We start from the raw sequence: 22,803 nt of genomic DNA, 5'->3' as shown, positions 1-22,803 counted from the left end.
ACTCCCGAAATAGCGCTCGGGAGTTTTTTCTTATTTAAGGATCTCAACTATTACAGCCACTGCGGCATCAGCCTTCTCTACCGGGGCTTCAAAAGAGATCTTTTGCCCTGCAGAGAAATTAATACCATCAATATTCATTGTCCCTAATGCCATCCTTACCTTTTCAGCATATGAACTTCCCTGGGCCTTATTTATTTGCTGGTTAAATGATTGAAAATCGAGTGGTTTTTTAGTGACTACTACTGCCATCAAATCCTTTCCTCCAACTTCATCAATTTGCATTGAGTAGTCTTTTGGAAACAAACGGGCCCCGGTTATACCGCAATAGGGTGAATGTTTGGACGTGTACGGAAATAAAACCGTGCTTTTACCCAAAGAATCCTGAAAAACGTAGGTATAACATTCAAGACTGTTATTTACCTCTATTTTAAACTTAGTGCCTTTCTTTACGGGAGAGCTCGTGGTAAAAATATTATTGCCTTTAGCATTTAGGTTGATATAATTTTTTGAAGAATTCTCTACTAAACCAACGCTAACTTTAAATTCATTGGGTTTTACCTGCCCTTTTTCGCCCATCGGGTAAACCCCATACGCTTCTTTCGCAAAGTGAACAAAGTCGTTATATCTAACCCATCCAAAGCCATTTTCACCCCATTCCGGCCCCCAGCTATTCATAATTTGAAATGCGCCACCCTCAAGGTAATCGTCATAGCCCACTATGCACATAGCGTGGCCACCGAAACCCCTCATTGAATAATCGGAATTGGTAGGGTGCCATACTTTTTGACCCATCATTTCCTGCATAAAGGATCCGCCAACCATCATACCTATCACTACCGGTGCACCCTGAGCAAGATTCTGCCGCATGGCATTCAAATCGATAGTATAATCATCACCTCCCACAGTAAGCCGGTTATAACCCAGCATGGCATATTCTTCGGCATTTGCCAACTGAGATGAATTAGGCATACGACTGCAATCCTGATCAGTGTAAGGAAACTCACTAAAAGGCAATGCCCCGGTTTCCTTCATTGATTTCATGGCCCTGATAATGTAAGAGCCCTGACAACCATCCATTTTAATCTGGTTATATAAAAACGCAGGACTAAAAGCCACTTGATTGGGGTCAGCTCCAGTTCTACGGGCTTCCAAAACGGTTCTTGCACCATATGCACTTGACCAGGCTACGCATGAACCTTGCTCGCCCTGACTTAAGCGATTAGGGCAATACTGTTGCAAAGAAACACGCTCGGGAAGCGGATTTTTGTTTTTGTCGTAGGCTAAAGGTTCAAACACTTCGGCCTTATCATACTGTTTCTGATCGAAGTTGGCACCGGTACTTAAAACTTTGGCCGCTATTTGAGCCAAATTGCCTCCACCGGAACAACCGCCTTTAAAAAAATAGAAGGCTCCTCCAATAACAATTACTACTAGTAAAAGCTTGGGGTTTCGAAGCAACAAACCGAGCAGCAGTGCAATGAAACCTCCGCCGCCACCACCGCCGCCGGAAAAGCCACCTCCGCCGCCGCCGGGAGGCCCGCCTTGTGAGGAACCACCCTCATCTTTAACCATTCTGATTGGCATGATCTGAATATTGATTCTTTCTAATTTATCGATTTTTTACCAGTAAAACATGGCCGAGATGATGTTTCCCATGCCATGCATACAATAGCACAACTTCTGCAAGACTTAATGAAATTTTCCTTTCGGGATGAAAAAATGTTCGGTTAAAATCATCTTCACTCATCGACTTTAGTAAAACCACCCATCGCTGATGCAAAGCAGCAAGTAATTCAATAGAAGTTCCAATGGGAGTAAGAGTAGAGTCGGGCAGCTCGGCCCATTTATCTTCGGCATAAGGCTTTATAGTTGGATTGTTTTCTGTTAAAGCGAGCTTAAAGCGTACATAAGCATTAAGATGACTATCGGGTATATGATGCACAACCTGTCTAATGGTCCAGCCGTTGAGCCGGTAGGCCGAATCCAACTGCGCCGGAGACATTCCATCTAAAGCCACTTGTAATTGTTGAGGCAATAGTTCAATTTCTTTAATCGCCCCTTCAATTTCTTCCACAGAAATTATAGTAGGTTTTGCAAAGCGTCCAATAGGATATTGCAAAATTTCAAGCGCTGTTGCAGTCATTATATTCGTTTTAGATTTAAACAATTGCTTTATGGCTCAAAGAAACGCTGATTCGCTCTTCAATTATTCATTATAATATTTTTAAATTCGATAATCAGAGAAATATTTACAAACACCAATCTTAGTATGAAGAAATCAACCTTGTTAATTTACTTAACATTTATTGCAGTTGCTTGCAGTGGCCCATCAAAAAAGGGGGAGGCTCCAAGCGACAATAAGGCATTTCATAAAATGCTCGACAATTACTGGGACGAACGTATGAAGCTGTTTCCGCTAGAAGCAACTACTTATGGCGATAACCGGTATAACGACTTATTACCCAATGATGGCAGTCAGGCTTATATAGCCGAAGCAAAGGCCTTTTTCAACAAGTATAACAATGAATGCAATGGCTTCGACAGGGAACAACTCAATGAAAATGATAAGATAAGCTACGATATCTTTCATCGTGAAATGAGCATGTCGCTTGAAGGATTCAGCTATCATACCGAATATTTACCGATCAACCAATTCTGGAGCTTACCCTTAACGTTCCCTCAACTTGGTTCAGGTTCCGGCAACCAACCTTTTGCCACTGTTAAAGATTACGATAATTTCTTAAGCCGGATAAATGGCTTTACTGTTTGGGCAGACACAGCAGTAGCGAATATGCGTACAGGTATTGCCAAAGGTTATATTTTACCGAAAGCATTGGTGGTTAAAATTATCCCTCAAATGACGGCTATTGCTAATATAGATGCTTCGAAAAGTATTTTCTACGGACCAATAACAAAGTTTCCAAACGATTTTAATGAAGCTGACAAGAAAAGACTGACCGAGGCTTATACAAAAGCTATTGTTGAACAGATAAATCCAACTTATCAAAAGCTTGGCGACTTTTTTAAAAATGAATACTTGCCAAAAGCACGTACCAATTCAGGAATAGATGCAATTCCACAGGGAAAAGATCTTTACCAATATTTGATCCGATACTGGACCACCACTCAAAAAACGCCACAAGAGGTATATGATTTGGGATTGGAGCAAGTGGCCGCAATACGCAGTGATATGGAAAAGGTGAAAGCTGAAGTGAAATTTAACGGAGACTTAAAAGCCTTTTTCCATTTTGCTAATAACGATAAGCAGTTTATGCCTTTTAAAACTCCAAAAGAGATAATTGATGCTTTTTGGGCAATAAAGGCAAAAGAGGACCCGCAGCTGAAAAAGCTGTTCAACCATACCCCAAAAATGAAGTTCGAGATCCGTCAGACAGAGGCATTCAGAGCAGCGTCAGCAAGTCCTGAATATAACCAAGGCTCGCCGGATGGTAAACGTCCCGGGATTTTTTATGTGCCTATTTTAGATGCCACAAAATTCAACACGGTTGGAATGGAAACTTTGTTTTTACACGAGGCCATCCCCGGGCATCATTATCAAAATTCTTTGCAGATCGAAAACACCACTTTGCCAACTTTCCGCCGCTTTGCCTGGTACGGAGCATATGGTGAAGGCTGGGCCTTATATGCCGAAAGCCTGGGCAAAGAACTCGGACTATTTACCGATCCGTATCAATACCTGGGGCATTTAAGTGATGCCATGCTGCGTGCCATTCGGCTGGTGGTTGATGCCGGTCTTCATACGCAGGGCTGGAGCAGGGAAAAAGCTATTCAATACATGATGGAAAATATGCGGATCTCTGAAGCAGAAGCCACATCTGAGATCGAACGTTATATGGCCATTCCCGGTCAGGCTTTATCTTATAAAATAGGTCAGTTGAAGATCCGTGAATTGCGGAACAAATACGAGAATCAATTGGGCAATAAATTTAATATCGCCGAATTTCATAACCAGGTATTAAATGAGGGTTGTTTACCATTGGATGTTCTTGAATCGAAAATGGATGCCTGGGCAGCAAAACAATGATCCTAATGTATACAAATAAAAAAGAGGCTTGTCTAAGCCTCTTTTTTTTATTTAGTTCTTACCCACTTCCGGCTTTAAATGTTTCGCGAAAAATTTCTCCATTGTTCTATAAAAGTCCATTTTGTTTTCTTGGTTAGAAAAACCATGCCCTTCATTGTCCTTTACCATATACTCAACCTCAATACCCCGTTTACGCAAGGCTTCCACCATCTGGTCCGACTCGTTTTTGTTTACTCTTGGATCATTAGCTCCTTGTGCAATAAACAATGGTGCTTTAATTTTATCAGCATGTAAAACAGGCGAAACCTCTGCCAGCATCAAACTATCCGCCTTCGGATCGCCCACCATCTCATAAAACATTTTACGATAGGGCTCCCAATAAGGAGGTATTGTTTTCATGAAGGTAAACATATTGGCAACGCCCACATAATCAACCGCGCAAGCGTATAGATCAGGAGTAAGGGTGATGCCCGCAAGCGTAGTATAACCTCCATAGCTACCACCATAAATTGCGACCCGGCTTTTATCGGCAATACCCTCCTTGATCAACCAGGCAACGCCATCACTTACATCGTTTTGCATGGTCCGTCCCCATTGCCTGAACGACTTGGTCCAAAACTCTTTACCATATCCAGTGGAACCTCTGAAGTTCATCTGCAAAACAGCATAACCGCGATTTGCTAAAAACTGAACTTCAGGATTCAGCCTCCACTCATCCCTTGCCCATGGACCACCATGTGGATTGATAATAACTGGCAAATTTTTAGGCTCAACCCCAACAGGGAGGGTGAGATACCCATTAATGGTTAAGCCATCTCTTGAAGTATATTTTATTGGCTTCATTTCTGCCAAATGTTCTTCTTTTAACCATGGACGAGTGTTCGCTAACAAGTCGAGTTTCCCATTTTTAACATCATAGAAATAAAACTTATTAAACCGATCGGCACCAACGTAGAAAATGATTTTATCCTCATTCTTACTGATTGACATAACGCCGATATTCTTTTCTCCCACTTTTGATTTTAGGTCGTCGAGAATTTTCTTGGCCTCATCATCCATCGCTACCAGTTCACTTTTCCACGATGTATAGCCCACCGCCACTAACTTGTTCCTTTTCCGGGAATAACTGGCGAATTCAACATCATAGTCGGGATTTGCATAAACTGTTTTTAGCTCTTTTCCTTGTTCGAGATCAAAAATAACCAGCTCATTTTTATCATGGTTTAGGCTTGAAATAGCATACACATATTTATTATCGGATGTAAAAAACTGTGGAGCTACAGTTTCTTTAAAATCGGTGGTAATCGAAGTTTTAAATTTATCCGTTTCGCTATTACGGTATAGTATTGAAGAGTTAACACCGTCTGTAACCAAAGCTACTCTCAATTTTCCCTCATGATCAACCATCCAGCCGGTGATATTGCCAGGGTTCTCATACAGCATTGTTGCCTTTCCTGTGGCCAAATCAATTTTATAGGGGTCGAACACTTCCGCGTTTCGCTTATTCGTTTGGATGACCACATGCTGATCATCAGACGAAAGATCGTCGATCAATTCAGTCCGGTAACCCGCTTGAGTAATTTCCATGGGTTTGGTTCCATCGGCATTAACAGCAAAAAGCTGAAAGTTTTCATTTCCGCCTGCATCCTGCAAATACATTATCTTATTTGCTTTCCAAAAGTAGTTCCTGATATCGCGTTTTAGGTCACTTGTAACCCGTACGGCTTTATCAACCCCTATCTTTTGTACAAAAATATTAAGCCTATTTTGGTAGGGCGCCAGGTATGAAATGTAATTCCCATCAGGAGAAATTTGAAAGTTCGTTTTTTCCGGATTTTTAAAAAAGTCCTCTAGCGGAATTTGCTGCGCTTTAGCAAGAGGTTGTTGTCTTTGGGAAAAAGACAAAAGCAGCACTACCACGATAGGAAGCACTGCTTTTAAAGTTGTTCTAATTTTCATAGATAACCAAAGTTAGTTTTCTATGAAGTTAATGATTTTATGTCTGATTATTAGCCTATTACAACTGTATCGTCATCAGTATTTTAATCGTCTTATCCTTTCATTTTATTAAACACATAGATAAGAGAAGAGTATTCACCGGTTTGCTGAGCTTTAATATTGGATTCGAGACCCATTAAAAATGCTGAAAACCACTTTTTTCTGCCAGTCTTATATTGCTCGCTTAATAGACTTATATAAAATGAATCAAAGACCATGGAGTTGGTCTCTTTTAGCTCAAAATCATGATTGCCAAAAAGTGCTTTAATTGATGGCTGAGAGAAATGATAAAGGTGACGAGGAACATCATAGGCTGCCCAAAAACGACCATAATGCAACGCATCATAAGAATTATAATTGGGAACCGCTATTATTAAAACACCTTGGGGAGAAAGCAGGCTTTTTAATCGATCAATGGTATGATTCAAATCAGGAACATGTTCCAAAACATGCCACATAGTTATCACATCAAATTGTTTGCCGTCCAAGGCTATTTCAAACAGAGAAGAATGTATTGGTACAGTAACCTTAGCCTTAGCTAATGTTGCTGCTTTACTATCAGGCTCAACTCCGGTTACATCCCATTTTGCTAACAGGCAGGTTTGTAGAAAGGCACCTGTACCACAACCTACATCTAGCAGTGCGCCTTTAGCATGTTTAGACGCAACCAATTTTAATTTCTTTTTAAGTGTGTAGTTTCTAACCTGATTATAGATCTTCTCAAAAAAACTCTCATTCCCATCGGTATGCGATATATAATCTTTGCTGTCGTAATATTTCCCCAGCTCCTCTTCCTTTGGGCGGGGAGTGGTTACCAGCAAGCCTGTTTCTTCGTCAATCTTGATGGAAAAGTCGTTACCGCTTACCATATAATCAGTAGCGGTAATAAATTCGGCTAACTCGTTATTATTGATAGGCGACCTTAAAATCTCTTCCATTTATAGGTTTAATTACAGGTATAACAAAGAAAATCAAAATTTATGTTACCGTACAGAAATGAGGATAAAACAAACGGACAGAGCTTTAAAACCCTGTCCGCTTAATATTTATACTTCACACGGAAGACTAAAATTTATTAGGAACTTTTTCAACAATGGTGTTTGGCATTGTTTTGTTAATCAACTCAGCCGTAATCTGCAGGCTTTCGTCTTTTACAAAATCGTTATTCAAAGGAGTAAGACTAGTGCCTTTGGCTACCGGTTTTTCACCTAAAGCCTTTCTGCGGGCGTTGAATCTAACAAGGTCTTCATCTTCTTTTGCTTCACGCTCTTTCTTCAGTTCATCAATGTTTAATACGACCGTTTTCCGGCTCTCATTTTGCTCAAACTCTTTGATATCTTCTAACAGGTATTTGTACTCTGGACTTCCCTCCATCCGTTTCACATGATCAGTGCTCAATGATGGTTTTAGATTCACCAATTTACCAACCGGTGAATACTGTGCAGGATTGATCTGATCCCAAGGTAAAGCGGTTGGCTCAGAGCTTTCGCCGAATTTATCAGCAGGGAACATACTTGGAAACGAAATATCAGGAATTACGCCTTTATGTTGGGTACTTCCACCACTAATGCGATAAAACTTGGCAACAGTTAAATTCAATTGTCCCAGGTTATCCTGTTTATTGATTAATTCGTTGATGGCTGCGGCTGTTTGTACGGTTCCTTTGCCGTAGGTTTGTTCGCCAATAACCAAACCGCGTTGGTAATCCTGCATTGCCGCAGCAAAAATTTCTGAAGCTGATGCGCTAAAGCGGTTTACCAAAACAGTAAGCGGCCCGCTGTAGGTAATGTCCGGATCATTATCTTCATTAACAGTCACGCTGCCTCCAGCCTCTCTTACCTGTACTACCGGCCCTGTTTTAATAAACAATCCACTTAATTCGATCGCCTCTTTCAATGATCCACCGCCATTATTTCGCAGATCCATTACAACGCCGTCTACACCTTGGGCTTTAAATTTAATTAAGGCATTTTTAACGTCACGGGTTGTTGAAGTATAGTTCGGATCTTTTTTGCGCATCGCATCCCAATCAATATAGAAGGCCGGAACACTAATAACCCCGATCTTATACACCTTGCCGTTAAAGTTTACCTGTTTAACTTCACTTTGAGCCTGTTGATCGCTCAAAACAACTTTATCACGAACCAGTACCACCGTTTTAGGCGTAGAATTTACATCAGCACCCGATGGAATGATCTGCAAACGAACCACGGTTCCTTTTGGACCGCGAATTTTACCTACAACATCATCAATTCTCCATCCTACTACATCTTCAAACTCTCCATCTTTACCTTGTGCCACAGCGATGATGCGGTCATTTGGCTGCACCTGCTTGCTTTTTTCAGCCGGGCCTGCTTTGGTAAGCTGCACAATTTTGGTGTATCCATCTTCAGAACGAAGTGTTGCCCCAATGCCCTCTAAAGCACGTGACATATCAATTTTAAAATCGGCAGAATTCTTTGGAGAAAGATAAACCGTATGCGGCTCAACTGTTGAAGAAAACGCATTCATATACGTTTCAAACACATCTTCACTTTTCAGTTTCTCTAAGGTCGATTTTAAATTCTGGTATCGTTTCTTAATAATATCATATGCCTTTTGTTCGTCTTTACTAATTAACTTTTGGCTTATTAATTCGTACCGAACTCGTTTACTCCAATAGGTATTAAGATCTGCAGTAGAAGCAAACCAAGGTTCTTTTTCCCGGTCCAGCTCATAGGTGTCCGTAGAGTCCAGGTTCTGCTTTCCATTAAGCAATGAAAGGGCGTAGTCAACCCGCTGACTTAGCCTGTCGGCATAACGGTTATATATATAATAACCCGCAGTAAGATCAGCTGCTTCCAACTGATTATCAATTACGTAGCGGTATTGCTCAAAGTCCTTTACATCCGATGCTAATAAGGTACTTCTCGATCCATCAAGGTCCTTTAAGTACCTGTTGAAAATCTGAGAAGACAATGAGTCATTAAGTTTAACTTTTTTGTAGTGGTACTCTTCAATTGCACCGGTAATCACTTTGGCTACCATAAAGTGCTTCGGCTCGGGTTGCAAGTTAAATTTGCCCGAACCCACATCAGTAGTAAGGCGCGAAGGAGTTGCTGAACATGAACTAACTATGAACGAAAAGGCCATAGCTTCCAGCATCAATTTTTTAATCATTCTCTTGAGGGTTAGGGTATTCTTTTTAATAATTTATGCAATAATATTCATAAGAACGAATATGCTTGCAATTTCAACATATAAACAAACAAAGTACCGAAAAGTAAGGATCATTTTTACTTATTTATGGCTGTTTAAGTAACGATATTGATGTAAATAATTTGTATCAACAAATTGCTTCCGGTTTTTTTTAATATTACCACGACTTTGTTTTTGTTTGTTATGTTTATTGCTATTGTTAAATGACTCAAAAACCTTTAAAACGCCATTCATCGCTTATTCCAATTTCACAAAAGCACCATGATATTCTGGTCCTTGCACAATTGATCAGCAGCAAGATGCCTGTTTATAAGGGAAAGCCTTCATCATTTGAAGAACGTAAACAATATGCTTTAAGTTTTTACACCGGTCACTTAAAATCATATTTCAAAAATGAGCAGTTTAAAGTGTTCAGCTACTTTTCAGGACACGATTCGGAAATTGACAAACTCATACAAGAGATCTCTGCCGAACAGGAAAAGATCATTCAGCTTTTTGAACAACTGTCGGAAAACGAAAATGCTTCCGAAGTAATGAATCAGATCAGTACATTACTCATTCACAACATTCGACTTCAGGAGCGCAAGCTCTTTCAACTAATTCAGCAAAGATTCTCAGACCAGCACCTTTCAGATTTTAAACCTTAATCAATCAATGAATCTTAAAAAAACCTTGTTTCTTACTTCCTTTCTTAGCTGTGGCGCGCTTTTTTCAAATGCCCAGTTAATGGATAATCACCGGCATTTCACGCGCGCCGATACCTTAAGGGGTACCTTAAGTCCCGAACGCACCTGTTATGATGTGTCTTTTTATCACCTCGACATAAAAATCGACCCTGTTAATAAGTCAATTAACGGCTATAACGACATTCGGTTTAAAACAGTTAAAGAGTTTAAACGGATGCAAGTAGATCTTTTCGAAAATATGAAAGTAGAAAAGATCGTTTGGAACGACCTCGAACTTAAATACAAGCGCGAATTTGGAGCCGTATTTATTGATTTTCCTGAAAAAGTTAAGACTGGAACTACTCAAACCCTCCGTTTTTATTATTCGGGAAAACCCATTGTTGCGAAAAGAGCGCCGTGGGATGGCGGCTTTGTTTGGACCAGGGATAAACAGGGAGATACCTGGGCGGGTGTGGCTTGCCAGGGAACTGGAGCCAGCCTTTGGTGGCCCAATAAAGAACACCAAAGTGATGAACCCGACAGCATGATGATCAGCGTTGCCGTACCGAGCAGCTTGATGAATGTTTCCAACGGTCGCTTACGCTCAACTGTTGATCTGAAAAATGGCTTTACCCAATACAATTGGTTTGTTAGCAACCCCATCAATAATTACGATGTAACAGTAAACATTGGCAAGTATGAACACCTAAAAGATAAGTTTAACGATCTGGACCTGGATTACTATGTGCTGCGCGAAAATGTTGAAAAGGCAAAAGAACAGTTTAAACAGGTAAAGCCTATGCTTGCCTGTTTTGAAAAGCGTTTTGGTCCTTATCCGTTTTATGAAGATGGTTATAAGTTAGTTGATGCCCCTTACCTGGGTATGGAGCATCAAAGTGCGGTGGCCTATGGCAACAAATACAAAAATGGATACCTGGGTAATGATCTTACCGGTAGCGGTATTGGTAATAAATTCGACTTTATAATTATTCATGAAAGCGGACATGAATGGTTTGGCAATAATGTTACCGCAAAAGACATTGCCGATATGTGGATACACGAAGGGTTTACCAATTACTCAGAGGCGCTTTATGTTGAATGCGAGTTTGGCTATGCCGATTACCTGGCTTATGAGAATGGCTATAAGCATAAAGTAGCCAATGACAAACCTATCATTGGTCCTTATGGAGTAAATGAAGAAGGCTCAGGAGATATGTATTACAAAGGCGGCCTAATGTTGCATACCATCAGAAGCATTGTAGGCGATGATATTTTCTTTGATATTTTAAAGGGAATTCAAACTAAATTTAAACAGCAAACCGTTACTACTGAAGATATTATAGATTTCATCAATAAGAAGTCGGGCAGAGATTTAACTAAAGTGTTTTACCAATATCTTAAATATACCCATATTCCTTTGCTGGAGCTTAAGGAAGAAAACGGTGATCTGTTGTATAGATGGAAAGCGGATGTTGCCGGATTTGATATGCCAATAAAAATAGCCCAAGCAGCTAACAACTGGCAATTCATTTATCCAACTACCAGCTGGCAGAGGCTATCGGCAACACGACTTTCAGAAATTAAGGTTGCTGAGGACCTTTTTTACATTGACATAAAGAAGTATTGATTTAGAAAACGAAATGAAAGCCTCCAATAAGAAATATACGGACCTTGCCATTTGTCTTGTTATGGATTTTTTAGGCATGGGCACTTATTCCATTCCGATTTTGGGCGAGCTGGGCGATCTGTTTTGGGCGCCCTTTTCAGCCATCGTCTTTTTTTTCTTATTCAGAAGAAAAATGGGCCTTATTGGGGGTGCTTTTAATTTCCTGGAAGAAATACTGCCTGGAACTGATGTAATACCAACTTTTACTTTGGCCTGGATTGGTAAATACCTGGTCTATAAAGAAAAAGATGAGATTATACCCATTGAAAAAGAAGGACTGAAAAAACTACCATAGCATAATATGTGTCTACCAAACAGCGTTATAGAGGCAGATTGTTTTTAGAATCAGGAAAAGATTATGGTAGCAGAATTTCAGAAATTGGTATGGCCCGTAAAAACTCTTTTTAACCGTTTTTACAGATGGATGAATAAGTAATCGATCCTATTTAAACCCTATTTTTTAAAAGAGATTAATTTTCAGTTTGAATTGCTTTTTGGGTAATTTTTATATTTTTGTCGATGAAATACAGAAAAACTGATTTCAGAATTAAATAACAAGATATAGAGAAATTAATACTCTGATGAAAAGAAAAGATAATTTGATACCAAAACTGATGACATTTAATTTAATACTTGCCATCATTTTACTTATCAGTGCATTAGCAGTTTTCAATATGGGCGACAAAGTTGCTCAAACTACATTCATTGAAACCTTAGGTAAAATTTACTTAACAATGTTTGGAATTGAGCCGTTTTTTATAGCTTTTTATTTATACTGGCCAAAAGGAGAATAAATCTTCAACCCATCATATTAAGGAAAAAACCGCTAAGAAACGATTCTTAGCGGTTTTTTATTTTATATAGTATCCTGAACTCCCTTTTAGTACTCGATCTCCACATTCATAATGGAAGGGGTTTTAATCGCCTCCTTCATCGAATATTTGAGAGTGGCTACCTTTTTATCGCTGCTTAGTGTAAGCAATGTCGACTTATATTTTTTTACTGATTTAGGGAACATCATTTCCAGTACAAAGTTCGCGTCTAAGCCTGAGCCCTGCATCATTTCATAAATTGCCGAATTTTGCGCAAGACTCCTGTTGAACGCAGCCGTATCTACCGTGCGTTTAAAGTAGCCTTTCTTGTATTCATAAATAAAATAGTCAGTATTTAATCCTGATGAAGCGCCGCCAGCAAGGCCTTTCGCGCCGCCAGCAATATTATCAGTAGCCGAAAGTTCCTTGTCAAGGTTTTGAAGGCGATACCGAAGCTCTGCTTCATTGTTGGAAGTGCCTTTAAACTCAACCTTAAACTGGTTGCTCGCCATATCCATATTCATATTTATTATAGTGGCAGATAACATGCGTAATGCTTCTTCACTTTTTGTTTTTTTCAAGCTATCCGGCATTACATCAATAAGTGTAAAAGTGGTGTCAACTTTCTTCGAAAAATCTGGAGATTGCTGAATTGAATCAGGGATAAAGGCTTTAACCATTGCAAGGCCCTTGCTAAAATCAATACTGTATGACGTGTTTCCGCCGCCATTTTCGGTAAACTGTATTTTTTGAACAGCATCATAGCACGACGTCAATAAAAAAGAAATAGCAAAAAGAAATGTAAGTAACCGTGAGTATTTCATAAAGAAGAGAATTTGTTTTTGGTAAATGTGCACAAAAAAGAGGAAAAAATAAGTCTCGGTTAATCATTAACCAAGTGATATCAGCCTTTGTTAAACGGCGTTTTAACCTGGCATGAACGATCGGAACATTATCGCTTTTCTATTCTTGCAGGCGAATAAAAACCATTAGACTTCCATAAAAAATACTAAATTTGCAGCCCTTGAAATCAGATTGTTACTGAAATTATGTTTGATAATTTATCCGATAAGCTCGACCGGGCGTTTAAAGTTCTGAAGGGCCACGGCAGCATTACAGAAATTAACGTGGCTGAAACCGTTAAAGAAGTTCGTAAAGCGCTTCTTGATGCCGACGTAAACTATAAAACTGCAAAAACCTTTACCGACACCGTAAAAGAAAGAGCCTTAGGCATGAACGTGCTTACCTCGGTTTCTCCGGGTCAGTTAATGATTAAGGTGGTTAACGATGAGTTAGTGGAGTTGATGGGAGGAAATGCTTCCGAGCTCGACCTTAAACAAAATCCATCAATTATCCTTATTGCGGGTTTAAACGGTGCGGGTAAAACCACCTTTACCGGAAAGCTTGCTAACTTCTTAAAAACGCAAAAAGGCAAAAAGCCTTTCCTGGTAGCAGCCGACGTTTATCGTCCGGCGGCTATTGATCAGTTGAAAGTGCTTTCGGATCAAATTGGCGTTCCTGTTCATACCGATTACGAATCGAAAAATCCGGTTAAAATTGCGGAAGCAGGTATTGCCCAGGCAAAAGCAAGCGGATGCAACGTGGTGATCATCGATACCGCCGGTCGTTTAGCGATCGACGAGCAAATGATGAACGAGATCGCTGAAGTGAAAGACGCTACCCAGCCACACGAGATCTTATTTGTGGTTGACTCCATGACCGGTCAGGATGCAGTTAATACAGCCAAGGCTTTCAACGATCGTCTCGACTTTACCGGTGTTGTTCTTACAAAACTCGATGGTGATACTCGTGGTGGTGCGGCCCTTTCTATCAAATCAGTTGTAAATAAGCCTATCAAATTTATCGGTACCGGCGAAAAGATGGACGCGATCGACGTGTTCTATCCAGATCGTATGGCTTCCCGTATTTTAGGAATGGGTGACGTGGTTTCATTAGTTGAACGTGCACAACAGCAGTTCGATGAGAAACAAGCGGCTGAACTTCAAAAGAAGATCCGTAAAAACAAATTCGACTTTAACGATTTTCTTTCGCAGCTTAATCAAATCAAGAAAATGGGTAACATTAAAGATTTGATGGGCATGATACCTGGCGTTGGCAAAGCCATTAAAGATGTTGACATTGATGACAACGCATTCAAACATATTGAAGCGATCATCCAGTCAATGACGCCATTGGAACGCGAAAACCCTGAATTAATTAGTGGTACCCGCAGAAATAGAATTGCTGCCGGAAGTGGCACTTCAGCCACCGAAGTGAGCAAACTCCTAAAACAGTTTGAAGATATGCGCAAAATGATGAAGGTATTCGCCGACCCAGGTCAGGCAGCCAAAATGATGCGTAATATGCCACGAATGAAAAGATAAGCGTTTATATAAATACTGAACAAAGCGCCTGCAATGATGTTTGCAGGCGCTTTGTTGTTTTATATGAGATAATTTTCTATTTCTCTGCTTAACAATAGTTAAATATTTTATATTGCGAAAACCAATTTAAATTTTAGCCCGGCTAAAACCAACCAATTTTAGATCAAGAATGAAATTTGTACATACGTTTGTTCTCTGGATGGGAACACTAAGTTTCGGTGTATTAATAGGCTGCATTATTTTAAAATCATTCCAAACCGAGTCGGAGTTTATGACACTGATCAGTTTAATAAGCTTATTCACTTTTTTCTTTAGTGGCTTATTTTTACTGTGCCGAAGTTTATATGCCAAGGCCAATAGTTCCATAAAATGATTTTCTTTGCATTTCGGTAAAATTTAAGCCCTGCCTGAAATGAACAAAACTTATATTGAGGATAAAGTATTTGAAAAAGTAGATTTTTCTGTTGAACCCTTTACAAAAGGAGAATACGAAAACTGTTCTTTCGTTAATTGCAATTTCTCAAATGTTAACCTCACCGATATAACCTTTTCCGATTGCGCATTCACCGGCAGCAACCTAAGCATGGCCAAACTGCAAAATACTGCTTTCAGAGATGTGCGTTTTAAACAATGCAAACTATTGGGCCTCCATTTTGATAGCTGTTCCGCTTTTCTTTTTGCTGTTTATTTTGAAGGCTGTAACCTGAGTCTTTCATCATTTTATAAAAGAAACCTGAAAAAAACCTCTTTTAAAGATTGTAACCTGAACCAGGTGGACTTCACAGAAGCTGAACTTACAGAAGCCCTTTTTGACACGTGCGATCTTTTAGGAACCATATTTGACCATACAAACCTGGAAAAAGCTGATTTCAGAACCTCATTCAACTATTCCTTCGACCCGGAAATAAACAAAATCAAAAAAGCCCGGTTTTCTATTCATGGCATTGCAGGCTTATTAAGCAAATACAACATTACCATTGAATAATGCTGCTATAAGCTCCGTTTACACTTATTGCTGTTTATCTTAAAATTTTTAACTTACCCGGAAGTTTGTATTCATGTTTATAAAGCTTTTCAATAAACCCAAGCCGAAAGATGATTCGGAACTGCTTACGCTTTATCGCCGTAGTGGTGACATAGCGCGTTTGGGAGAATTGTATGGCCGTTACATGGAACTAATTTTTGCGGTGTGCTTCAAGTACTTTAAAGACGAGGAAGAAAGCAAAGATGCTGTAATGCATATCTTCGAGAAAATATCTAAAGACCTTCTTCATCAACATGTAACCAACTGGAAATCGTGGATCCACGTGGTGGCAAAAAACTATTGTTTAATGCAGCTTCGTTCTAAAAAATACCACGTTGAGCAAAGCATGGTTTCATTAAAAGATGAAGAGGAGGATATGGAATTTATGGATGATGAGCATCATTATGGAAACAATGATAAAGAGTTAACCCTGCAGGCAATGGAGCGCTGTATTCATAAACTGCCTGAAGAACAAAAAATATGTATAAATCTGTTTTATATCGAACAAAGAAGTTATAAGGAGATTATAGAGATAACCGGTTTTGATGCGTCGAAAGTGAAGAGCTATATTCAAAACGGGAAACGGAACCTGAAAATTTGCGTGGAGAAGAACAATGGCTAAGTTGCATAAAAATAAGGACCCTGAGCTTTTGGTCAAAGAGCTGAAAGAACTCGCCGGCATTGAATTATCGCCGGAAGAATTGCAGCTCTTGCTCCAATCGGATCTGGAACGCGATGCGCTCGAAGGTTTTGCGGCCATGAAAAAAGCAGGTGTTAATGGCGACAAAGCCTTGGTTGATCTGCAACATCAGCTTAACCAAAAAATTAAGGACCGTAGCAAACAGTCTGAACTTCGCTGGCATAAACTAAGTATTGCCGCAACAGTAGCTGCGGTGGTTTGCATTGGTGCGTTTTACATTGTGAAAAAACAAAGGCATGATCGCGAGCAAATTGCTAAAATGGCCGACATGCCAATTATCTGGACCAAAAACGACACCCTGGTAATTTATCTTCCAAAAGAAGAAGCCATAGCACAAAACTTAGCTAAACCTCCAAGCCCTGTTTCAGCTCCAATTGCTCCGACGGCTCCTTCAGTTGAGTCTCCCACTGTAGCAGCAGCTACAGCGCTTTCGGCCCCCGCCCTTAATGAAGTTGTTATTGTTCAGGATACAACCGCACCTAAAAATGCTTTTGCCGAAAACACCTTCGCCAAAAGAAGTGCAGTCGCAAGCGTTGCAAAAGCAAAGGCTGAAGAAAAGCATGTAATTAAACTGATTGATATTTTAACTGCCAAACCTTTAACAGCGGTTGATTTAAAAATTAAGGGGACAACCATTATTGGGGAAACAGATGAGAATGGCGAGTTCAATATTCCTCTTTCCTCAAATAAACCAACAATACAGGCGGCAAAACAAGGATATCTTCCATTGGAAACCAGCCTAAACTTTGAGGAGCATAAAACGCTAACGTATGGTTTAATGCCCGACGTTAAGCAACAGGCCGAAGTGAGTGTAAAAGAGTTCCTAAAATCGACAAAAGTTAATACCGCCGACGCCACCTTTGCGGTCTCAGAATCGGCTTACCGTATCTACATTAATAAAAACATTAATTATCCTAAAGCATTTACTGAGATGGGCAGGGAAGGAACTGTTCAGGTCGACTTTACCGTTTTACCCGATGGCTCTTTGACCCAGTTTAAGATTCGCCAAAGCATGGGTGCTGATTTTGATAAAGCTTCCATCGAGGTTTTAAAAAACGGACCTAAATGGTTACCAGCCATAAGGAATGGAAAACCGGTAAGTGGCAAAGCCCATTATTTTGTAAATTTCATCCAGCTTTAATCTTCCATAAACCAACATGTTATGAAATTTAGGTACATCGCATTGCTTTGTTTAAGTCTATTGGCTTGCAAACAAGAGAAAAAAGCACCTGAGACAAAGAAAAAAGAAGTTCAGATAGTGGTACGTCCTGCTGATGTTCACAGTTTTTCAAAGCCAAAAGAAGCGGTGGTTACTCATCTGGATTTGAGTATCAAAGTTGATTTTGACAATAAAATTATAACAGGACTGGCGATTTGGGATATTACAGCCAATAAAAAAACTGACAATATAATTTTTGATTCGAATGGGCTTTTAATTGATAGTGTTAAGGTTGATGATAGCCTTGCGGTATTTGTTTTAGGTCATGAAAAAAAATACATGGGCCGCCCCTTAGAAATTACAATAAGCCCCCAGGCAAAAAAAGTGGCCATCTGGTATAAAACCTCTCCTGAAGCAGAAGCTTTACAGTGGCTTAGTCCACAGCAAACCACTGATAAAAAACACCCTTTCTTATATACTCAATCCGAAGCTATTTTAGCCCGCACCTGGATTCCTTGTCAGGATAGCCCTGCTATTCGCTTTACTTATGACGCAACGGTAACTGTCCCCTCAAACCTGCTGGCGGTAATGAGTGCAACTAATCCAACTCATAAAAACCCTGAAGGTCATTATACTTTCAGTCAGAAAAACCGCATTTCTTCTTACTTAATGGCTTTAGCCGTAGGCGATTTGGAATACCGAAGCCTTGGAAAAAACACCGGCGTGTATGCTGAAAAAAGTATGATCAAGAAATGCGCATGGGAGTTTGAGAGTTTGCCTAAAATGATGACAACTGCAGAGCAGTTATACGGCCCTTATCAATGGGGGAGATATGATTTGTTGGTGCTTCCTGCCAGTTTTCCCTTCGGAGGAATGGAAAATCCCGAGTTAACGTTTGCCACCCCAACCATTGTTGCCGGCGACCGATCACTGGTAACTTTGGTGGCACATGAACTGGCTCACTCATGGAGCGGCAATTTGGTGACCAATGCCAGCTGGAACGACATGTGGCTGAATGAAGGTTTTACCGTTTATTTCGAACGGAGAATTATGGAGGCAATGGAAGGAAAGGATTATGCTGATATGCTCGCTGTTTTAGGCTTCCAGGAACTGCAATTGACATTGACCGATTTGGGTCCAACGAATCCTGACACTAAACTAAAACTCAATTTAAAAGATCGTAACCCAGATGATGCCACAGGTGACGTTGCTTACGAAAAAGGCTTTTGCCTACTGAAGACCATTGAAGAGGCTGTTGGTCGTGCAAAATTCGATGCCTTTTTAAATCAATATTTTAAAAGACATGCCTTTAAGACCATCAACTCCGAAGAGTTTATTGATTATTACTACAAGGAGCTTATAAAGAATGATAAAGTTTTAGCCGAAAAAATAGGAATAGAGAAGTGGGTTTTCGAACCGGGATTACCCGCCAATTGTCCAAAGTTCACCTCCATTCGTTTTAACAATGTCGACTCGGTACTTAATCAATGGATTAATGGGAAGGCTGCAAAAGCACTTCCTTTTAAGAAATGGAGTTCTCATGAGCTGCTGCATTTTGTCAGGCATTTACCTAATACTCTTTCAATAGATCAAATGAAAGAGCTTGATAAGGTATTTGGATTTACTAAAACCGGCAATAGTGAAGTTTTAACAGCATGGTTAACATTGGCTATTAACAATCATTATGTAGATGCATACCCTTCGTTAAATAATTTTTTAACGCATGTTGGCCGGAGAAGATTCCTGCTTCCATTGTATAAGGCGATGGCCTCAACGGAAGAAGGAAAGAAAATGGCTGAAGACATTTACCTAAAAGCCCGACCTAATTATCATTTTGTAAGTCAGCAAAGTATTGATGAACTGTTGAAATAGCGATAAACCTAAAAAACAACTCATAAACAATTGCCCATGAAACCTAAAAGCCTAGTTAAATTAAGTAACCTAATAGGTATAATTTCTATCATTATGCTCATCTATTGGGTTTTCATTTTTATTTCAGTAACCGTTTTTGGATTGAAGATTTTCAAAGAAAACATAACTGAAACATTTATAATGAGCATAATGGGAATACTTGCATTATTGGCAGGTGCGCTATTCATAAATATAATGTTTAACCTTACCCGAATTGCTGAAAAAGAGTCTGAGGAAAAAAAGGAACTATCAAAAAGCACTAGCAAACGTTTAAGCTATTTATTCATAGCTAGTTTCCCTGTCATTTTGGGATTGTTAATAGCCGGCGATTACATTACATCACAGAAGAAAGAAAAGTTGCTTATTAAAGCCGCAGAATCAGCAATTCAGTTTAATGAAAAAAGAACTGATTCCTTTTTTTCTTATTCTTTCAATAGAAAATGGATTACTAAAACAACCGAAACATTAGAAATATTATCCAACTCTGATAAAAACTTCCCTTATGTTCGAATAATAATTAAGGATTCTATTGATAAGTCTCCCGTATTCTTATCGTTCGGTAATTCATACATGCCAGAATCAGACACAATTGCTCCTGCAAAAAAAGACTTTATAATGCCAACCTCAGTTCAGGAACGAGCTTATTTAAACATGATCTTTGATAAAGGTGATTCGAATATACAGTTCGCTGCAAAAGATGGACGCTACGAGCTTTTTTATCCTGTAATTAGAAATGGCAAAAGAATCGTCGTTTATTTTTCTGAATATCAGCGTTATGGCAAAATAGGGAGTTAATTGTCAATGAAATATAATGAGAAATGCCCTTCTCCTGGGTTGTCGTAAGTCTTAGCGTAGCGGGGACTTACGACTGCAAATGAAACATAGGTCTTCAGACCGGGATAAATAGGAAAATAAACAACAAGACCACTTTACTAAAAAAGGAGGTCTTGTTGTTTTTAAAAACGACTGTAATTATCTTCGGAATACATCAGCATCTATCTAAATGAGTAAATCTGGCTATACCATTTAGAATGAGGAAAGTATCTATTTCATCACCTTTTCAGTTGTAGAATGGGTAGATGTGTTCTCCAGAAGTTTATATGCCGACATAGTAATTGAAAGTTTATGTTATTGTCAACAATATAAGGGATTGGTGATTTATGCTTATTGCATAATGAGCAACCATGTCCATTTGATTGTAAGCAGAAGCGGTGAGCAAACACTATCAGAAATTCTACAGGATTTTAAGAAATATACTGCCGTTAAAATATTGAAGGAAATAGATCATGTAGCAGAAAGCAGGAAGAGCTGGTTTCTTTGGATATTTAAAAGCACAGGAAAAAGAAACAGCAATAATAAGGTTTATCAGTTTTGGCAACAGGACAATCATCCTGAAGAATTGATAAGTAATCAGTTTATGGATCAGAAATTAGATTACCTTCACAACAATCCAGTTGTAGCAGGAATAGTGGATGAACCAGAGCATTATCGTTATAGCCGTGCAAGAAACTATGCAGGTCAAAAAGGATTGTTAGCAGTAGCGTTTTTGGAATGATTTGGTGGTATCGGCCGGACCGAGTCCTCTGTTTCATTTGCAGTGGAAAATTAGGAAGTTAATTGTCAATGAAATATAATGAGAAGTCGAATTACCCCACTGAAAAACAAAAGGTCTTACAATTAAGTGACCTGATGTAAATTCTACTTTTTTTATATACGTACTTTATTACTTACTACTAATAGTTTTATGTCTTATTTATAGCATTGATAAATATGAAGTTAGTACTGCAGGATGCAAAGTGATCTATCTGAAGGAAAGATTCTCAGCAATAAAATCTCTTGCAGAAAGAAACTTTGTCATCTTCCCATATAGAGGAACAAGAGCAAAGAATTATCAATACCAAATAGAAAATTTCATAGTCAATTAAAACTTGTTGGTTTCCCCCCGCTCGCGCGCGTTTGCAACGCGTGCGAAAACCTGCAAAGTGTTTGAAACACTTTATTTGTAATAGTTAAGAGGAACTCTATATAAAGTAAAATGGATGCTAAAGCGTAGCTAAGCCTATAGTTTTTCGCCACAAAACTTGCAAAACACAGCATCGGCATCATGGCCTTCTTTGCCGCAACCAGGGCAAGTATCCCCACTATGTTTTTTTAATCTAGCTAAAGAAACCATCTCCGTGGTTACAATTCCCGTAGGAACAGCTATAATTCCATATCCCAGCAACATCATAATACTGGCAATAAACTTTCCCATGGGGGATACGGGAGAAATGTCGCCATAGCCAACTGTTGTAATAGTTACAATAGCCCAATAAATACTATCAGGAATACTGCCAAAGCCGCTTTCTTCACTTTCAACAAGATACATCACCGAGCCTAGTATAATAACAAGGGTAAGAACGACCAGCATAAAAATGCATATTTTTTTAATGCTTGATCTTAAGGCGGAGCCCAGAAAACTCATTTCAGACAAGAAATGCGTCAATTTAAAAATCCGGAAAATACGGAGTAACCGCAGGGCTCTAAGCACCAGCAGCGATTGCGCACCTACAAATATTACACTCAGATACATCGGAACGATGGCCAATAAGTCTATTATTCCAAAAAAACTAAAGGCATACCGAAGCGGCTGTTTAACGGCAATTAGTCGCAGGATAAATTCAATGGTGAATAAAAAAGTAAAGACCCATTCGATGATATAAAAGAAATGGCCATAGCGTAGATGAATTGTTGCTACACTATCGAGCATCACCGCCAAAATGCTTATGATGATGCAAACAAGTAATGCGACGTCAAATATTTTACCCCCTAAGGTATTTGATTCAAAAATTACCTCCTGCAGTTTTGTCCGCCAGCTTTTTGTTTGAAATGACATGAACTAGAATTTCACAGTATTTTAAATATAATCAAAGATTTTTCCTTTGGCGATAAACTCCAGGCAATTGAAAAGAGCTTAAGTAAAAATCTGTTCTTTTAACCTTTCCTCCTTGAGAAATTTAAAAACCCTCAAATATTTAAAAGAGAGGGGAATAAAAATCGGGACGCTGCAAACCAATATAAAAGTAAATTTCAGGACCGGGTATAGCCAATTGTCGGAGGAAGCCAAAGCGTATCAACGCTGTCTCGTCCTATTATAACTATACATCAAAAAAAGATGTATGGAAAAAAAGTTAGAACAAGACCAGTATTTAATTAGATTGCACAAGAAGAGTCGTTACGACAAGCGGCTGATTGCAAAAAT

General features: G+C 39.2%; 19 protein-coding genes. 12 read left to right on the top strand and 7 right to left on the bottom strand.

Going from position 1 to position 22,803, the window contains the following annotated elements; all coding sequences use genetic code 11:
* Positions 1-30 precede the first annotated feature (30 nt).
* On the bottom strand, positions 31-1,584 hold the full coding sequence (locus C3K47_RS00100; protein WP_103787042.1) for a C1 family peptidase: 1,554 nt from the start codon (positions 1,582-1,584) through the stop codon (positions 31-33).
* 25 nt (positions 1,585-1,609) lie between these two features.
* Positions 1,610-2,143: a YfiT family bacillithiol transferase gene (locus tag C3K47_RS00095; protein ID WP_103787041.1), complete on the bottom strand. Its 534-nt coding sequence runs from the start codon at positions 2,141-2,143 to the stop codon at positions 1,610-1,612.
* A 126-nt stretch (positions 2,144-2,269) separates the two neighbouring features.
* On the opposite strand from C3K47_RS00095, the gene C3K47_RS00090 reads away from it, so the two are divergent.
* A complete protein-coding gene (locus C3K47_RS00090) occupies positions 2,270-4,045 on the top strand; it encodes a DUF885 domain-containing protein (protein WP_103787040.1) in 1,776 nt (591 codons plus the stop codon).
* Between the two features lie 51 nt (positions 4,046-4,096).
* Here C3K47_RS00090 and C3K47_RS00085 read toward each other — a convergent pair whose 3' ends face one another.
* From C3K47_RS00085 to C3K47_RS00075, 3 genes are all read right to left on the bottom strand, one after another.
* Positions 4,097-6,004 (bottom strand): alpha/beta hydrolase family protein, encoded by a 1,908-nt coding sequence (locus tag C3K47_RS00085; RefSeq protein ID WP_103787039.1) that lies wholly within the window; start codon positions 6,002-6,004, stop codon positions 4,097-4,099.
* 92 nt (positions 6,005-6,096) lie between these two features.
* Positions 6,097-6,981 (bottom strand): class I SAM-dependent methyltransferase, encoded by an 885-nt coding sequence (locus C3K47_RS00080; protein ID WP_103787038.1) that lies wholly within the window; start codon positions 6,979-6,981, stop codon positions 6,097-6,099.
* Positions 6,982-7,108: 127 nt separating this feature from the next.
* Positions 7,109-9,202, bottom strand: coding sequence for a carboxy terminal-processing peptidase (locus C3K47_RS00075; RefSeq protein ID WP_103787037.1), 2,094 nt, complete (start codon positions 9,200-9,202; stop codon positions 7,109-7,111).
* A gap of 242 nt (positions 9,203-9,444) precedes the next feature.
* Here C3K47_RS00075 and C3K47_RS00070 point away from each other — a divergent pair, with 242 nt between their 5' ends.
* The 4 genes from C3K47_RS00070 (at position 9,445) to C3K47_RS00055 (ending at position 12,366) form a co-directional block, all read left to right on the top strand.
* Positions 9,445-9,888, top strand: a complete 444-nt coding sequence (locus C3K47_RS00070) for a hypothetical protein (RefSeq protein ID WP_103787036.1) — start codon at positions 9,445-9,447, stop codon at positions 9,886-9,888.
* A gap of 7 nt (positions 9,889-9,895) precedes the next feature.
* On the top strand, positions 9,896-11,533 hold the full coding sequence (locus C3K47_RS00065) for a M1 family metallopeptidase (protein ID WP_103787035.1): 1,638 nt from the start codon (positions 9,896-9,898) through the stop codon (positions 11,531-11,533).
* Between the two features lie 13 nt (positions 11,534-11,546).
* Positions 11,547-11,867, top strand: a complete 321-nt coding sequence (locus C3K47_RS00060) for a hypothetical protein (RefSeq protein ID WP_207765208.1) — start codon at positions 11,547-11,549, stop codon at positions 11,865-11,867.
* Positions 11,868-12,153: 286 nt separating this feature from the next.
* Positions 12,154-12,366 (top strand): hypothetical protein, encoded by a 213-nt coding sequence (locus C3K47_RS00055; RefSeq protein ID WP_133159306.1) that lies wholly within the window; start codon positions 12,154-12,156, stop codon positions 12,364-12,366.
* A gap of 86 nt (positions 12,367-12,452) precedes the next feature.
* Here C3K47_RS00055 and C3K47_RS00050 read toward each other — a convergent pair whose 3' ends face one another.
* Complete coding sequence (locus C3K47_RS00050) at positions 12,453-13,208, bottom strand: hypothetical protein (RefSeq protein ID WP_103787033.1); 756 nt, start codon at positions 13,206-13,208, stop codon at positions 12,453-12,455.
* A 225-nt stretch (positions 13,209-13,433) separates the two neighbouring features.
* Here C3K47_RS00050 and ffh point away from each other — a divergent pair, with 225 nt between their 5' ends.
* The 7 genes from ffh to C3K47_RS00010 all read left to right on the top strand — a co-directional run bounded on the left by ffh (position 13,434) and on the right by C3K47_RS00010 (position 21,117).
* Positions 13,434-14,768, top strand: a complete 1,335-nt coding sequence (gene ffh / locus C3K47_RS00045) for a signal recognition particle protein (RefSeq protein ID WP_103787032.1) — start codon at positions 13,434-13,436, stop codon at positions 14,766-14,768.
* A 412-nt stretch (positions 14,769-15,180) separates the two neighbouring features.
* A complete protein-coding gene (locus C3K47_RS00035; protein WP_103787030.1) occupies positions 15,181-15,753 on the top strand; it encodes a pentapeptide repeat-containing protein in 573 nt (190 codons plus the stop codon).
* A gap of 73 nt (positions 15,754-15,826) precedes the next feature.
* Positions 15,827-16,414, top strand: coding sequence for an RNA polymerase sigma factor (locus tag C3K47_RS00030; protein WP_103787029.1), 588 nt, complete (start codon positions 15,827-15,829; stop codon positions 16,412-16,414).
* Entirely contained in the window at positions 16,407-17,633 is a 1,227-nt protein-coding gene (locus tag C3K47_RS00025) for a TonB family protein (protein ID WP_103787028.1), read from the top strand. The genes C3K47_RS00030 and C3K47_RS00025 overlap by 8 nt, the downstream gene beginning before the upstream one ends.
* A gap of 21 nt (positions 17,634-17,654) precedes the next feature.
* Complete coding sequence (locus C3K47_RS00020) at positions 17,655-19,523, top strand: M1 family metallopeptidase (RefSeq protein WP_103787027.1); 1,869 nt, start codon at positions 17,655-17,657, stop codon at positions 19,521-19,523.
* A gap of 36 nt (positions 19,524-19,559) precedes the next feature.
* A complete protein-coding gene (locus C3K47_RS00015) occupies positions 19,560-20,357 on the top strand; it encodes a peptidase (RefSeq protein ID WP_103787026.1) in 798 nt (265 codons plus the stop codon).
* Positions 20,358-20,604: 247 nt separating this feature from the next.
* Positions 20,605-21,117 (top strand): REP-associated tyrosine transposase, encoded by a 513-nt coding sequence (locus C3K47_RS00010; RefSeq protein WP_317043003.1) that lies wholly within the window; start codon positions 20,605-20,607, stop codon positions 21,115-21,117.
* A 504-nt stretch (positions 21,118-21,621) separates the two neighbouring features.
* Here the strand turns inward: C3K47_RS00010 and C3K47_RS00005 are convergent.
* The gene (locus tag C3K47_RS00005) at positions 21,622-22,437 is read right to left on the bottom strand and encodes an ion transporter (RefSeq protein WP_103787025.1); all 816 of its coding nucleotides are present in this window, start codon (positions 22,435-22,437) and stop codon (positions 21,622-21,624) included.
* Positions 22,438-22,803 lie beyond the last annotated feature (366 nt).

It is taken from the genome of Solitalea longa (assembly GCF_002920915.1).
GTDB lineage: Bacteria > Bacteroidota > Bacteroidia > Sphingobacteriales > Sphingobacteriaceae > Solitalea > Solitalea longa.
This window is presented reverse-complemented; position numbering and strand designations above follow the sequence as displayed.

Excerpts from the sequence above, each read along its gene's own strand:
- C3K47_RS00100 (WP_103787042.1), bottom strand. The coding sequence starts at position 1,584 with ATGCCAATCAGAATGGTTAAAGATGAGGGTGGTTCCTCACAAGGCGGG.
- C3K47_RS00095 (WP_103787041.1), bottom strand. The coding sequence starts at position 2,143 with ATGACTGCAACAGCGCTTGAAATTTTGCAATATCCTATTGGACGCTTT.
- C3K47_RS00090 (WP_103787040.1), top strand. The coding sequence starts at position 2,270 with ATGAAGAAATCAACCTTGTTAATTTACTTAACATTTATTGCAGTTGCT.
- C3K47_RS00085 (WP_103787039.1), bottom strand. The coding sequence starts at position 6,004 with ATGAAAATTAGAACAACTTTAAAAGCAGTGCTTCCTATCGTGGTAGTG.
- C3K47_RS00080 (WP_103787038.1), bottom strand. The coding sequence starts at position 6,981 with ATGGAAGAGATTTTAAGGTCGCCTATCAATAATAACGAGTTAGCCGAA.
- C3K47_RS00075 (WP_103787037.1), bottom strand. The coding sequence starts at position 9,202 with ATGATTAAAAAATTGATGCTGGAAGCTATGGCCTTTTCGTTCATAGTT.
- C3K47_RS00070 (WP_103787036.1), top strand. The coding sequence starts at position 9,445 with ATGACTCAAAAACCTTTAAAACGCCATTCATCGCTTATTCCAATTTCA.
- C3K47_RS00065 (WP_103787035.1), top strand. The coding sequence starts at position 9,896 with ATGAATCTTAAAAAAACCTTGTTTCTTACTTCCTTTCTTAGCTGTGGC.
- C3K47_RS00060 (WP_207765208.1), top strand. The coding sequence starts at position 11,547 with ATGAAAGCCTCCAATAAGAAATATACGGACCTTGCCATTTGTCTTGTT.
- C3K47_RS00055 (WP_133159306.1), top strand. The coding sequence starts at position 12,154 with ATGAAAAGAAAAGATAATTTGATACCAAAACTGATGACATTTAATTTA.
- C3K47_RS00050 (WP_103787033.1), bottom strand. The coding sequence starts at position 13,208 with ATGAAATACTCACGGTTACTTACATTTCTTTTTGCTATTTCTTTTTTA.
- ffh (WP_103787032.1), top strand. The coding sequence starts at position 13,434 with ATGTTTGATAATTTATCCGATAAGCTCGACCGGGCGTTTAAAGTTCTG.
- C3K47_RS00035 (WP_103787030.1), top strand. The coding sequence starts at position 15,181 with ATGAACAAAACTTATATTGAGGATAAAGTATTTGAAAAAGTAGATTTT.
- C3K47_RS00030 (WP_103787029.1), top strand. The coding sequence starts at position 15,827 with ATGTTTATAAAGCTTTTCAATAAACCCAAGCCGAAAGATGATTCGGAA.
- C3K47_RS00025 (WP_103787028.1), top strand. The coding sequence starts at position 16,407 with ATGGCTAAGTTGCATAAAAATAAGGACCCTGAGCTTTTGGTCAAAGAG.
- C3K47_RS00020 (WP_103787027.1), top strand. The coding sequence starts at position 17,655 with ATGAAATTTAGGTACATCGCATTGCTTTGTTTAAGTCTATTGGCTTGC.
- C3K47_RS00015 (WP_103787026.1), top strand. The coding sequence starts at position 19,560 with ATGAAACCTAAAAGCCTAGTTAAATTAAGTAACCTAATAGGTATAATT.
- C3K47_RS00005 (WP_103787025.1), bottom strand. The coding sequence starts at position 22,437 with ATGTCATTTCAAACAAAAAGCTGGCGGACAAAACTGCAGGAGGTAATT.